Genomic DNA, 14598 nt, shown 5'->3' on the forward strand with positions numbered 1-14598 from the left:
GGATGGTTATAGTTACCGCAAGGAAAGGATGTTGAAGACAGTTGGCGGATTGTAAGGATGCTTTGTCCGAATCGATCCAGATCGGATGATTGAATTTATGAATATGGACAATTGCCACTTTGCGCTGATTGAAAGCACTGCCCAGGAGCCCTGGGTTCAAAAAACACCGGGCAGCCGGGAGGAGGGGACTGTGCCCGCGACGGCCGAATTGCGGATCGAGGGGACGCATCCGCACCCGCTGCTTGGTTTCGGGGGGTGTTTCAACGAACTGGGGGCGGTGGAACTCCAGCGGTTGCCGGACGACACGCGGACGGAGGTTTTGGGGGATTTGTTCGGAGAGGACGGGTGTGGGTTTTCTTTTTGCCGCATGCCGATCGGTGCCAGCGACTACGCGTTGAGCTGGTATTCGCTGGCCGATGAGCCGGATGATTTTGCGTTGCGATCGTTTTCATTGGACCGGGACCGGGGGTGCCTTTTTCCGTATATCCGGGCGGCCCAGGAGGTGAATCCAAATTTGGAGCTCTTCGCTTCGCCCTGGAGCCCGCCGGATTGGATGAAAGTCCGGCGCCGTTACAACGGAAGCCAGCTTCGCGATGATCCGGAGGTCCATGCCTGTTATGCCCGTTACCTCTTGAAGTTTGTCCGGGCGGCGGAAGCCGAAGGGTTTTCGGTCCGGCAATTGCACGTGCAAAACGAGCCGCGTTCGGACCATAAATTTCCCTCGTGCCTCTGGACCGGTGCCCAGATGCGCGATTTTATCCGCGATCATCTCGGCCCGTTGTTCGAGCGGGAAAAAGTCGATTGTGAGATTTGGGCGGGTACCATGGAAAAGGGACAGTATCACGGGTGGGCGTTCTCCACGTATGGCGAAGAATCGTATGCGGCCTGGGCGGACACCCTCCTGAGCGATCCGGGGGCCCGGCGTTACATCTCGGGACTCGGATACCAATGGGCCGCGAAAGGGGTGGTGCAGCGCACCCGGTCGGCCTGGCCGGACGTGAGATTGATTCAAACCGAAAACGAATGCGGAGACGGATCGAATCCGTGGAATTATCTCTTTTACCTGTTCGATATCATTTGGAATTATTTCCACAATGGGGCGAGTGCCTATGTGTATTGGAATATGATTTTGGCACCCGGCGGGGAAAGCACCTGGGGGTGGACGCAGAACAGCATGATCACGGTCGATGCCGATGGGAAGGTCACTCGCAACCCGGAATTTTACCTGATGAAGCATCTGGCCCATGGGGTGAAAAAAGGCGCGGAGGTTTTGCGCTTGGCGGGAAGCCATTCCGCGTTTTCGGTCGGATTCAGAAATCCGGACGGATCGATCAGGCTGATGCTGGCGAATCCGCATCACGCCGCCCGCACGGTCCGGATCCAGGCGGGAGCCGTCGACCGGACGGTGGAACTGGCTCCGCGAGCATTCGCCACCGTCTCACTCGTCACGGGGTAGACCGGAGCCAGTCGCGTCGCCGGTAAGATAAAAAGACTTGAGGAAAGTCCCAACGTTCACATCAATCGCTGGAATGGACAAAATAACATTGTTTCAGGCTCTTTCTTCACTCTCCCTCGCTTCGTTGGTCCTGGCCGGGATCCCGGCCGACGCTTCCGCGGAAGGACTGAAAATCGAGGCAGCATCTGAAGTGCAGGATAATGCGTTCACAGCTGAATCGCCACCCCGGATTGTTCTCCGGATCGATGCGGGAACCGGAGAGGAGTGGGACGGCCGCATCCGGGTGGCTCATTTCGATTGGATCACGGAAAAAGAAAACGAGTCCGTGTTGGATGGAGTGCTGGTGGAGGGCGGGCAGGGCGAAATATCCTTCGAACCGGAGATTCCGTATGGGATCCACACGTTCACGTTTCGCGCTGGAGACTCGGCCGAGGCGCGGCTGAATGTCGCTTACGCGCCTGCGCGGCGCGCCGCCGAGTTGCCGGATCACTTTCCGTTGGGGACGCATGCCATCGGGGACGCCCCGATCTTGCCGGGATTTAAATGGTATCGGCAATTTTATCATTGGTCGCGGGTCCAACCGGAGCCCGATGTCTGGAACTGGGGCGCGATCGACCGCCGGTTCGAGGAGATCAAGGATTACGGGGGACGGATGGTGCTCGTCAGCGACGGCAATCCTCCCTGGACGACCGACAAACCGAATTTGAACCGGGCGATTCATGGCAGCCAATGGGCACCGGACGACTGGGATGACATGCGCAACTACGTGCGGGCGATCGTCGATCGTTTTGACGACGGTTCCGGCGTTCTCGCGGTGCTGGAAGCGTGGAACGAGCCGAACGCGGAATACCGTTGGGCTGACACCCCGGAAAACCTGGTCAAGGTGCACCGCATTTTTTACGAGGAGACCCGCCGGACCGACGGCCGGATGCGGGTCGCCGGGCTGACCATTTCCCCGGGCCACCATCTCGATTACGTGGAGCGGTTGATCGATCTCGGCATCCTCAATTACAGTGAGATCCTCGCGGGTCATTTTTATGAAGAGATGGGGAGTATCCAGCGGGAAACGCCGATCAACAACATGCCGATGCACGTCGCGTTGTTGCGCAACCCGATGATTCGTGAAGGGAAGCTGCTGCCGATTTGGAACACGGAGACCGGTTCCGGGGGAGGGTTGCGTGAAGAAGGGCGCCTGCGTTCCCAACAGGAGATCAACGAGAGTCACGAGGCCGACGAACGCTGGAACCCGGAGGAACCGTGGCGGGTTGGCGGCTGGCGGCGTATTTCGGAGCGGCGGATGGCCGCGCAGGCGGTGACCAGCCGGGTGGCGGCGATGTCGGAAAACGTGGTCAAGCATTTCAGTTTTCATCCGAACTGGTATCGGCGCGATGGCACGCTCACCTTGCCGTGGGTTTCGCAAATGGTCTTTGGCGACGTTTTGTTGGGGGTTGATTTTCGCTACGTGATGCCGTTCAGCATCGAGCGGGTTGGCGGAGACGAGAAGACCGCGGCCCGCGCCTACCGGATCGGCAAGTGGGACGAAGAAAATGTCGTCGTCCTGTGGGCTTTTCAAAGTGATGTGAGACACGGCCGGTCCGACCGGTGGGTTGCCTGGCAGGAACCGGTCCCCATGACCTTCCGCACCCAGTCCGACGAGGTCGTGGTTTACGACATGTATTTGCGGGAGCGCCAGGTGGTGAAGGCCGACGCCAATGGACACATCACCATCGAAGCCGGCGAGGAACCGGTTTACATCCGGGGCCTGACACCACCGGCCAATCCGTAACACTTGTCAGGATGCCATCCCGCCGAGGTTGGGCTCCTCGCTTTTCTCTGGAGGTTTCTCTGGCTCTGTTTCAATGTATCGATTTATTCACCACGTGAACCATGCTGCCAAAATCCAATCTTCTCACCCTGGTCCATAACCGCGCGATCTCCGCCGTCCAACGCCTGGAGGCTCAGATTTGGCGGCCGGTTTGCGAGCTCTCCTGCGAGGCGACTCCGGCGGGACCGGAGCATCGCCCTTATGCGGAAGCGATTCGCGAGCCATTGAGTCCGGTGGAGCGCGGCACGTTCTGGGGCCGGTTATTCGATCAGCGGTGGTATCGGCTTACGGTGCCGGAAGGCGAAGCGGGCGGCGAGCCGTTATGGTTGCATTTCGAGGAGCAAAGCGAGGCGACGCTCTACATCGGCGGGGAGGCGTATTTTGGCTTCGACGTGGCGCACAAATTCTGTCGCCTGCCAGCTGGGGCATCCGAGCTTTGGATCGAGAGTAATTGTATTCAGAGCGCGATCTGGCATCCCAACCAGAAACCGATGCTGCGGCGCGGCGCCTATCATGAAGGCGCCCGGCTGGTTCGGCGGGATGAGGGCGCCTGGGCGGGGTATCACGATTTGCACTGTTTGGTGGAGTTGATGCTCGATTTGCGGCGGAGGGAAAACCCTACATTGGCGGCGAAACCGGCGATGTTCGGATTGCAGGATCGCTTGGACAGCATGCCTCCCTACTACCGTCGACTGCTCCGGCTGTTGGACCGGGCGTTGGACGCGCTCGACGCCGAGGGGATTCCGGCCATGCGGGCGGTTTTGACCGAGGCTTACGCGGAGCTCCGGATGGACAAAACCTTTGCCCGTTGCGTGGCGACAGGGCATGCCCATATCGATCTGGTCTGGCTTTGGCCGGAACGGATGGGGGAACTCAAGGCGGTGCACACCTTTGCCACCGCCAACCGTTTGATGGAAGAGTATCCGGAATTTCGATTCGCCTACAGCCAGCCCGCCAGCTACGAGGCGGTCGCCCGTCGCGATCCGCGGCTGTTTGAGCGGGTGAAGGAGCGGATCCAATCCGGCCAATGGGAGGCGACGGGCGCGATGTATGTCGAATCGGATACGATGATCGCCTGCGGCGAAGCCCTCGCCCGGAGCCTGGAGATCGGGCAGGCGGGATTTGTGGAACTCCGAGGGGAACCGTCGCCATTGGTCTGGTTGCCGGATGTGTTTGGCTACTCCGCATGTTTGCCGCAGATCATGCGGCTGACCGGGGTCGATTATTTCTTCACGACGAAAATGACCTGGAACGCCATCAACCGTTTCCCTCATAGCAGCTTTGTTTGGCGCGGTCACGACGGTTCGGAAGTGCTGGCGCACGTGAGTCAGGATATTGGATACGTCTGCACGATGAACGTAGGCGAGATCAAGAAAGGGATGTACGGAAATCAGCAGGCCGATCTCCACGAAGAGTTTTTGATGCCGACCGGACACGGGGATGGCGGTGGAGGACCGACTGCCGAAATGTGCGAACGGGCCCGGCGATTGAGCGCCTTGCCGACGATGCCGGAGATCGGGTGGGATCATCCGGAAGCGTTTTTCCGGCGGCTGGAATCCAGGCGTGAGGAGTTGCCGGTGCATCAGGGCGAGTGTTATCTTGAATACCACCGCGGCACCTTCACGACCCATCGGGCGGTGAAGGAAAGTTTTCGGGCGTTGGAACGGGCGTTGCAATGCGGCGAGGCGGTCGCTGCCCGGCTGGGGCGGACGGTCGATCTGGAACATGCCTGGAAGCGGCTCATTTTTTCGCAGTTTCACGATTACATTCCGGGAAGTTCGGTCTGGGATGTGTATGAGGAAGGCGTGCCCGAGGCCCGGGGGTTGGCCGAGTCGGTGGTGGGATCCGCGGTTGCGGCCCTGGAAGCCGAATCCGGAGAATCCGAGTGCTTGTTCAACCCGCATGCCCGATCCGTCCGCCATCTTTTGGCCGACGGCCGGTCTATTGGGTTGCCGCCGTTGAGCGGGGTGGCGATCGGCGAGGCGACTGGCTTGGAAGTGCAGGCGGTGTCGGTTGCGAACCGAACCGTAAGTAACGGACTGGTTACGTTTTCGCTGGATGAGGCGGGGCACATTTCGGAGTTGCGCTGGCCCGAGGGGATGGCGCGGATTGGGGAACATTTCGGGGCTTTGATGACCTATCCCGATCATGCCGCCGCTTTCGATGCCTGGGACATTGACCGACATGTGCTTGCGCTTGGCACCACCTGCCTGGAGCCGGTGACGGTGACGGAAGTTCGGGATGGAGCCCGGGCGGGGTTTGAGGTGAGCCGAAAGATCGGATTGGGCAGCCATGGACGCGTCCGCTTTTTGCTGGAACCTGGCAGCCCCGAATTGCATGTGGAGGTCGATCTCGATTGGCGGGAAACCGAATGTTTGGTGAAGTTGTATTTGCCGACCGGTTACAACGCCCGGAGCGCCCGCTTCGGGGCGCCGTTTGGGAGTGTGCTCCGTCCTCAGCTGGAAGAGGGGCTTGTGGCCGAGGCCGCCTGGGAGGTTCCCTTCAGCCGCTACCTGGCGGTTTTCGAGGAAGGCGAGCGGAGAGGACTTTGTGTTTTGAGCGAGTCGAATTACGGGGCGTGCGTGCGCGATGGAGCGGTGGGTGTGAGCTTGGTGCGGAGCCCCAAAGTGACCGGACGGGAGGGGCATGGGGTGGTTTGGCCTGCGCACCTGACCCGCTTGGAGGATGCTCCGGTTCATACGGACCAGGGGAGTCACCGGATGCGCTTTGTCCTCGGATTTTATGCGGCCGATCTTCCGCTCGAGCGTCAGCCGGCGAGTTTGGCCGATGTCTGTTTTACGTCTCCGGTGCCGTATGCCGGATCTCCGTTGCCGGCTCCCTTCGAGGTCGTGGCGAACTCCGGCAACGTCGTCCCGGCGTGGGTCAAGCCATTGGTGAACGGCGCCTGGCTGGTCCGTTGGCACGAAGTGGCGGGGGCCTCCGGGTCGATCCACTTGAGTTGCGCCGAAGGGTGGTGCTCGGGGGGCGCGGAGTTCAATGGCGAGTGTAAGGAGAAGATGGAGACGGATCTGTTGTTGGCGTTTACGCCGTACCAGATTCGGACCACTATTTTCCGGCCGGCCTCACTCCCGCCAGCGACCGGCGACCCGGACTTTCATGGGGGCGTTCGGGACGCCCATGCGACCGTTGAGGAGGGACGTGTGGAGTAGTTCGGCGGCACGGGCGCCGAGTTCACGGAGGGGTTCGACGATACCCGCCAGCGCCGGTGGGTCGGATTCGTAAAGGCTCAGGTAATAGATCTTCAGATTATTCCGGATTTCCAGGGGGAGGCTTTGCCGCAGCTGATCCATCTCGCCGGGGCGGTTGGTCAGAAGGACGTCCGGCTGATGGGCCTCGAACCACTGTTTGAGTGCTTCCATATCCGTCCGACGCCAAGTGATCGGCGGGACGTTGCCGCTGAACGGGTAGCGCAACTGTTCTCCAAGGAAAGCGTTGGTGATCTCGTGTTGATGGCGGGCGTCGGCGATGAAGCTCAAGCCGAGTCCGATGTTCCGGTATCCCATTCGCCGCAGATAATGGCACGCGACCTGGGTATTCTGATGGAAATCGGTGATGACCCTGTCCAGCCCAGGGTATTCGAGCGAGTTTCCAAGTCCGACGGCGGCGAATCGCTCCCAGCCGATCCCGAGACGCGCCCTTCGGATGGCGGAGGGCATCGGGGCGACCAGGACTCCTCGAATCCCGCGGTGATACAACACGGAGCCGGCCCGGCCCGGGGTCATTCCATCCTTTTTCAGCCAGAATGGTTCCAGGCTATACCCGATCCTGGCTGCCGCCTCCCGGGCTCCTTCAAAGAAAGAGAGAATATACGGCGCCTCTTTCCAGCCCCATTCGGTCTCCATGTGGGTGAGAAAAGCCAGTTGGTCGAACCGACGGGTGGGCGCTTTATTTCTCCGGTAAGCCACCAGCGCTCCGAGCACGGGGTCCGGGTGGTAATCCAGCCGCGCCGCCGTCTTCCTCACCTTGTCGCGGAGCGACTCGCTGACCCCGGGAGCGTCGCGCAAGGCCCGGGAAACCGACATGACGGATACCCCGAGCGTTTGCGCGATCTCCTTCAGCGTCGTTTTATGGGAACTCATCGAGAGTCAGGGTTAATGTTAACTTGAATAAGGTCAACGCCCAACCGATTTTCAGGTTGCACGGATCGAATGATCCCGGATCCTAACGTTAATATCAAACAACCTCGGACCTCTTCGCCTGGACGGCCTTTCTTCTGATGCTCAAATCGATTCGAAATTCATTTAAACTCTCGGCGGCCTCGGCCCGCGGTCCCATTTTCCTCCTTTGCCTCCTCGCGGGTGGATTCGCCGATCTGAGGGCCGGAGGTGTCATCAGCGCCGAAGAATGGGTATTGCCCGAGGAACACTTGCGCGACAACGGCCTGCGCGGCGACGTGATTCTCAACGGATGGTGGGAGGGACGTCATCCGGAGCGGGATGAGGTCGCGCGCGGCCGGGTTCCGGAATCGCCGTGGAACATCGACCGGCCGGCGGAATACACCCATCGCCGGGAAGTCGAACTCCCCCGCGGATGGATGGAGCGGGAATTGATCCTCGAGGTCGGGAACCTGAACTCGGGCGGCAAGGTTTACTGGAACGGGCATCTTCTCGGTCAAATTCCGTATCGGCAATACGCCGAGCGGTTCGTGGAATTCCCGGTGGGACGCGACTTGCTGCGGGAAGGAAGGCAGGAGATCATCGTGGAGGCCGATGTCATCGGCGATGATGTCTGGCTGCGCAGCTTTCCCGTATCCACAAAAAGAATTCACGACAGCTATATCATTCCCTCCTTTCGCGAAATGGCTGTGGCGGTCGAATTGGAGGGGAAGGCCGGCCCCGGGGAGCGGGTCACCCCGACGGTCCACATCTTTGCCGACGCCGGGGCCACCGACCGGGTAAAGACTTTTGCCGGAGAGCCGCTGATCGCCGACGGTGAAGGCCGGTGGAGCGGGATCGTCCGGGGGGATTGGGCGAATCCGAATTTGTGGTCGCCCTGGGAGCCCAATCTTTACTGGTATACGGTGGAGTTGCATGATGCCGGAGGCCGTCTGGTGGACGAGGTTTTGCCGCGGCGGTTCGGTTTTCGCGAGGTTTGGATCGAAGATCGGAAGTTTATGATGAATGGCGTGCCGCTGTTTTTCAACGGCGACAATTGGCCGCGGACGATGGGTCCCCGCATTCAGATGCACGAGCAGGCGGTGGCCACGATGCGGATGTTTCGTGACGTCGGTTTGATGGGCACGGCCCGGTTGTCGAGTGACACCGCCTTCTCCGCCGCCGATGAGGTTGGTGTAATTATCGCTCAGGCGACCTTGGGCGGGCTGGATGTCCCGATGGAGGTGGTACCCGCCCTCGGCCGGGACGAGGCGGGGGATGCCGGCGGGGACGCCGACTTCACTGGCGGCGACCGCGAGATGTACGAGGCGAGCAAGGCGCGCTTGACCAAAGTCATCAAGCGTTGGCGCGAGCATCCGTCCGTCCTCAACTGGTCGATACGCTCTCCATGGAGCCGTATCACCCTGGATAGTACGCGTCAGGGGTTGACGGAAGAGCCGTGGCGCTTCTGGCCGGGAAACAGTAACGAGGAAGCGATCGAGAGCAACCGCCGCCGCTACCTGGCCGCCAGTTTGACGGCCGACTTTGTTCGCGGCATCGATCCGCATCGTCCGGTGGCGGCCCAGAATCAGCCGGACGTCGAGGTGGAGTTCTCGACCCGTTATTTGTGCGACGATCTCGATCTCCAGGAGCGGGAGATGTTTTTCGTTCATTTCATGGAGAATGAGAGCGAGAAAGTCCTGATGCCTTCGGAAGCCGGTATGCCGTTTCCGGGGCACCAGTTCATTCGTCGCAGTCCCCACCAAATGCCGCAGGGGCCGAATTATCCGGCGATTCACGTGGAAAACGCCGCCCGCCTTTTCGGGGATTCCGTGTATCTCGAAGAACCTGAGGGTCGTCTGCCGCATTGGCATCGGCGCGATTATTATTGGCATCGGGAGTCGCCGGTGTACCAGCGGCTGACCGCGGAGAACGTTGCTCATGCCTGGCGGGGATGGCGCTCGGCCGGGATCAATACGCTCGCTCATTGGGTTCTGCGCGAAGGATTCACCCCCTCCACTGAAATCACTGAAGTCGGGGAGCGGTTGAACATTCCGACCGAAGTGGATCCCCGCCGTCCGGGCCGCAGCGTCACCGGGGGCCACGTCAGCCGGGACTCCTTCCCCCTGCCGGGAGTCGATACCGCCCTGGCCGGAGGTGAAGCCTATCTGCGCGGAGTCTCGCCGCTGATGGCCTACATCGGAGGCGGGCCGGGCACACGGGTTTTCAATAAAGACCACCTTTTTGAAAGCGGCGCGACCGTGACCAAGACCGTGGCGGTGCTTAACGATTACCATCGCGCCATTCCACTTGCCGGCGAGTGGAGATTGACGCGGGACGTGGATGGAGAAGTCGTAGCCTCGGGAGAACTCGACGGGCAAGTCGATCCGGGCGCCCGGGCGCTGGATGCCTTTTCCCTCGAGTTGACGATGCCCGAAGTTTCGGAGCGGACGGACCTGACGCTCTCGGTTTCCCTGACGGCCGATGTCAGAGGATCGCTGGATGACACGTTCGCGTTCACCGTATTTCCCGTCGAGGCGCCCAGGATCGCCCAGCCCGGGCGGCGGGTTTGGGTGATCGGCGAAGACCGCGACGGTTGGGTTGGCGATTCCGGGCTTGATGTGACTCTACTCGACGTAGGGGCAAGTGGTCCCGGTCCCCAGGCCGACGACCTGGTGGTTGTCTTACGCGGGGCTTTTCATCCCCCGGCGGATGGCGGACCTTCCGTTGCCGAGCAGGTATGGGAACGGTTCAGGTTCGACGCCCGTATCAACGGCGGTCTTCGGGTCCTGGTATTTGAGCAGGACGTGGGAAATCTGCTCGGTCTCCGGACGGAGGACGTCCGTCCCCGGCGGGCGTTCATCGCCGCGAAGGGCCATCCGATCCTCGCCGGGTTCGAAGACACCGATTTTCACTTCTGGACCGGAGCCAGCGACCTGCAACCGGATGTTCCTGAGCGGAACACTCCGGAGCTGAGACGCTTTCCCAATCGGATTTGGAAAGTCTCAAACGAAAACTCCGTCGCCACCCGGACCCTGCTCCGTCCCCAGGAAGGCGCTGCCCGGGCATTGCTCGTCAGTGGATTCGATCTCCAGGAGAGTCCGTTGCTGGAAGTGGCCAAGGGACGTGGACGGATCCTCTTTTCCCAGCTCGACGTCAGCAACCGCTTTGGAATTGATCCGGTGGCGACCCGGCTCATGGGGAGGATGATCGACTATTTGGATACGGCGCCGTCACCTGATCCCGGCCGCGGCCGAATCACGGTAGTTGCTGAAGATGCTCCCGGGGTTGAAGCGCGGGCCCCAGTCTACCGCGGGGCGCGCCCTTCCGGTGAGGCGGGCTGGGGGATCACCCGGGCCGAACTCTTCTTCCGCGAATCGATCTACACCGATGACTGGATCACCCGCGAGGCACCGGATCTGCGCATTCCGGTGTTCGACGAAGATTCCGCGGATAGCGAACGACCGGTGATGGTTCGCCGTGACGAACGCTCGGGAATGTTTGAAACAACCTTGAGCCCGGATCATTTCGCCACCGGGTGGGGACGGCAGAAAGCGATGTTCCTCCACAGCGCGCTCGTAGTCAACCAGGGCGGGAGCACGACCAAAGGGCCGGGCTTGCAGTATCACGGAGACGACGAAGCCCTGTATCCGGTCCATTGGCACGGAAACTTTATCCATCCCTACACGGCGGCGGTCTGGTAATGAAGGGAGGTAGTTAGAGGGTATCCGAAAAGGGTTGCGGCCGTTCGCTTGGCTGAAACAGCGGGGACACACCCCACCATGCTCGCGCATGGTCCCCCCTCTCAAGAGGGGAATGGCTTACAAAAAGATCCCCTCTTGAGAGGGGGGACCGCTCGCTAGAGCGGTGGGGTGTGTTTCTGGGCCGGTCCGGTCGCTGCGAACCCTTTTCGGACGGGACCTAGTTAAAGCTGCTCTGCTTTCAACCGGAGGAAAGTCTTTACCTCCGCCTCGGGGATAATGACGTGCATTTCTTCCGTGCCATCGTCATCGGGAGTTACCGTAATGAACTCAGCGGGAACGGAGGTCCACTGATTGAGATCGATACTTTGTTGAATGGTGTAGGTGAGATCGGAGGGTGGGGGGGATGGACGCTGGAAGTTGAAAATCAACGAACGGGAGTCGCCTTCGCTTCCACCGAGTGAAACTCGGGGAAGACGGTGGCGGGCCGGTTCGTTCGGGCCAAGTCCGAGAGCGTAGCGGAGGAGCGTGGTGACACCGTCACCGACAAGATCTGCGTCGGATTGGACTTCTTCCCGATCGGTCATGCCGTGACGGAATCGCCAGTCATCCATGGGCCGGTCGCGGATGATAATAGTCGCTGTTCCCTCCGGGCCGACGGCGTATTCGGAGGATGGTTGCAAGGTGAGGATCACTGTTTCGTCTCCCTCCACCATGTCGTCGTCGATCGGCTTGATCACGACCGAAACAACCGACTCTCCCTCTTCGAACGTCGCGGAAAGAGCGACCGGAAGATAGTCTTCGCCGAAGGTGGCGGTGCCGCCCAGGAGATAATGCACTGTCAGGGAGCCGGTGGGGATGTTGCGAACGAGTTCGAATCTTCCCGGGACCTCGCCGAATTCATGGGCGAACGGTTGCGGGGCGGAGGCCTCGACGGTAGGCGCCAGGAAAAAGACGATCTCCGGATGCAGGCTCGCGTCGGGGTGGTGGGTGGTGGCATATTGAATGTTGCTTTCGTGGTAGGCGGCGGCGGTGATGGCGAAAGAGATTGTGGTGTTGCCGTTGTTGATCGCGTTCAGGACGGCGTCACTGACATCGATTTCAGACGGCTCGCCGGCGACCGGCGTCCATTGGTCAAACGCGAACCCGTAATTGGGGCGATTGGCGAAGGTGATAGTATTTTCTTCCCAATTATTTCCAGCGATGGCGATGAAATTGGAAATCCCGGGGGCCTGGGTCGGATGGAGACGGATGTTCGCCCCGGTCACCGAGCCGTCGATTTCATCGAGTCGGAAGCGAATGAACGATTCCCGGGTGAAATTTCCCGGAACGCCGCTGGTCTCGATTTTCACCCGGAGATTCTCCTTGGCGGTTCCGGTCATCTGGTTGGTATGTTGGTGGGTTCCGGCTCGGACAAAAGCGTTGGCTTCGGGGGAGCGGCGGAGGGCTCCAGCGCCGTCCGGAACACTGGGAGGAGGCGGATCGAGAGGTCTGAAGTCCGTATTTTCCATCGGGTCGGCTCCATCGCGGATGGGGGTCAGCAGGACGACCAGATCCATCGTCGCGTCGGCCTCGCCGGTCAGTTCCACCGCCAGCATCGTGGTGCCTTCGTTAGTTCTTTCATCCGGGTGGGCGTTCGGATAATCGTGGGGATTGGTTGAGAGTTCGGAGAACTCGGCTCCTTCGGGTTCAAGAATCCGGGCCTCCAGGGTTTTCCCATCCTGGGTCAGGATGGCGGTGGTTCCCTGGAGTTCGATATTGGCGGGAGTGATCATTCCCCAGCGCACGGCGTCGCCGGTGGCGAGGCCGCTGATGCGGTCCTGGATGAGGACGGCGCGGCGTTCGAGCATCGCGTAGCCGCGCCGAACGGAGCTGGCTTGACCTGAATAGGCGGCGGTCATGTCGATATTGGCGTAGGCCAGGTCGGGAGACGACTCGAACGCGCCCATCGTCACCCTGGCGTTGGCTCTCTGGAGTCGGTTGTTAATGGTGAGGGTATTGTGCCCTCGGTTGTTTAGCCGGTAGTAATTCCAGCGTCGTCCGCCCTCATGGCGTTCCCAGTAACCGGGCAATTCGTAACTCTCCGCTCCGAGATTCAAGCCCCAACGAACACCCTCGGCGTCCAGGACGAATGTTCCGATATCCATGTGGCCGTGGTCGGCCTGATTGTCGCCTCCTTTGAATCCGAGGTAGGTGGCATGGGGGTCCTCCCATTCCCCCCGCATCGCGCCGACGGCGGCAGCTCCCCGGAAATGCTGGTCGAGGGGAAGGTCGTCGTAGGAAATGTTTTGCCCGGATTCGTCGTACCACGTCACGAGAAGAGCGAGAAAACGGTCGAGCGTATCGACCTGCATGAGTTCGCCGCTCCGCATCCGGGGAATGTCATTGGCGGCGACGCGGCGCTGGTAGAAGGCGTAGGCGGGTTGATCGAATTCCTGGGCGAGGGAGAACAGGACAGGTGAGAAAAAGGCGATCGCCTTGGAATCCCCGAAGTTGAAGAAAAGATTTTGCGGGCCGATCGTCTGGATGTGGAATGCCCCGGATTTCCCCATCGCTTCGTAACCGGGCAAATTTTCGATGCCGCGGAGATCGTCGAGGGCGGTTCGGAGGCCGCTCAACATCAGGGCGGCGTAGGTGGTGCCGTAGGTCCAGTAGGTCGGCCCCTCGTCCCAGGCGCCGTCGGGAACGTAATTGGCCATGGAATGGCGGATGGAAACGACCGCCTTGTCGATGATTTCAGCAGCGATTTCCGGTTCTTTATCGGCGACCGCCAAAGCCGCGAGGACAAGACCGGCGTTGCACACCTGGTTCCAATTGTTGTTCCGGTTGGGCCAGTTGTGATACTGGGAGGGATTGGCGTAGGCGTGGAGACCGGGATTGAGTCCGTTGCGGACGATGCCATCGACGATGGTTTGGCGTTCGGCCGGAGTCAGGTAATCGTAAATCCAATCGTAGCCGACCGCCATGAGGGCGCTCATTTCGCCGATGTTCAGGAAATGGGACGGATACCAATTCGAAAATCCGGCCGCGGTCAGAAGTTCGGTCTTGATCCGGTCCGCCATCTGCTGGGCGAGATCCACATCATCCGTCATTCGCAGGGTTACTCCCATGTTGAAGATGCGGTACATGGCGGACCGGCGCTCATCCTTCATGCGCTGTTCGCTGGCTGAAGGATCGTCGAGGCGGCGGCGGATGACCGGTTCGTTCAGGCCGGCGATCGCCTCGTCGCGCACGATCTCGATCAGTTCGGCGAGAAGAGGATCGGTGGCGGCGAGGGCCTTGAGCTCCGCTTCGCGTTCGGCGGGGAAAAGCAGGCGCGGATGGTTTGCCTGGAGTCCGTCGAGGGTGGATCCGGTCACGGTCGTGAGCGGTGCCAGGAGAGTTGAGCAGAGGCAGAGAATGGATCGTAGATTGCGGTAGGCCATAAACGAGGAAGGTGCTGTTGGACCGGATAGGAACGGCGAAGGTTTCGAGCCGGTTGCGGTTGCAATAATCAAAACG

Annotated in this window: 6 protein-coding genes; 4 read left to right on the plus strand and 2 right to left on the minus strand. The window is 60.6% G+C overall.

Annotated features, from left to right (window positions below):
* Positions 1-97 precede the first annotated feature (97 nt).
* The 3 genes from ACWUI2_RS11195 (at position 98) to ACWUI2_RS11205 (ending at position 6451) form a co-directional block, all read left to right on the plus strand.
* Positions 98-1456, plus strand: coding sequence for a glycoside hydrolase family 30 protein (locus ACWUI2_RS11195; protein WP_486982933.1), 1359 nt, complete (start codon positions 98-100; stop codon positions 1454-1456).
* Positions 1457-1529: 73 nt separating this feature from the next.
* Positions 1530-3242 (plus strand): hypothetical protein, encoded by a 1713-nt coding sequence (locus ACWUI2_RS11200; RefSeq protein ID WP_486982934.1) that lies wholly within the window; start codon positions 1530-1532, stop codon positions 3240-3242.
* 101 nt (positions 3243-3343) lie between these two features.
* Positions 3344-6451, plus strand: coding sequence for an alpha-mannosidase (locus ACWUI2_RS11205; RefSeq protein WP_486982935.1), 3108 nt, complete (start codon positions 3344-3346; stop codon positions 6449-6451).
* Here the strand turns inward: ACWUI2_RS11205 and ACWUI2_RS11210 are convergent.
* Positions 6365-7381: a LacI family DNA-binding transcriptional regulator gene (locus ACWUI2_RS11210; RefSeq protein WP_486982936.1), complete on the minus strand. Its 1017-nt coding sequence runs from the start codon at positions 7379-7381 to the stop codon at positions 6365-6367. The two genes, ACWUI2_RS11205 and ACWUI2_RS11210, sit on opposite strands and share 87 nt — an antisense overlap.
* A gap of 137 nt (positions 7382-7518) precedes the next feature.
* Here ACWUI2_RS11210 and ACWUI2_RS11215 point away from each other — a divergent pair, with 137 nt between their 5' ends.
* On the plus strand, positions 7519-11100 hold the full coding sequence (locus tag ACWUI2_RS11215; protein WP_486982937.1) for a hypothetical protein: 3582 nt from the start codon (positions 7519-7521) through the stop codon (positions 11098-11100).
* Between the two features lie 221 nt (positions 11101-11321).
* Here ACWUI2_RS11215 and ACWUI2_RS11220 read toward each other — a convergent pair whose 3' ends face one another.
* Positions 11322-14522, minus strand: coding sequence for a CBM96 family carbohydrate-binding protein (locus ACWUI2_RS11220; protein ID WP_486982938.1), 3201 nt, complete (start codon positions 14520-14522; stop codon positions 11322-11324).
* Positions 14523-14598 lie beyond the last annotated feature (76 nt).

It is taken from the genome of Verruconatronum alginivorum (assembly GCF_056590205.1).

Excerpts from the sequence above, each read along its gene's own strand:
- ACWUI2_RS11195 (WP_486982933.1), top strand. The coding sequence starts at position 98 with ATGAATATGGACAATTGCCACTTTGCGCTGATTGAAAGCACTGCCCAG.
- ACWUI2_RS11200 (WP_486982934.1), top strand. The coding sequence starts at position 1,530 with ATGGACAAAATAACATTGTTTCAGGCTCTTTCTTCACTCTCCCTCGCT.
- ACWUI2_RS11205 (WP_486982935.1), top strand. The coding sequence starts at position 3,344 with ATGCTGCCAAAATCCAATCTTCTCACCCTGGTCCATAACCGCGCGATC.
- ACWUI2_RS11210 (WP_486982936.1), bottom strand. The coding sequence starts at position 7,381 with ATGAGTTCCCATAAAACGACGCTGAAGGAGATCGCGCAAACGCTCGGG.
- ACWUI2_RS11215 (WP_486982937.1), top strand. The coding sequence starts at position 7,519 with ATGCTCAAATCGATTCGAAATTCATTTAAACTCTCGGCGGCCTCGGCC.
- ACWUI2_RS11220 (WP_486982938.1), bottom strand. The coding sequence starts at position 14,522 with ATGGCCTACCGCAATCTACGATCCATTCTCTGCCTCTGCTCAACTCTC.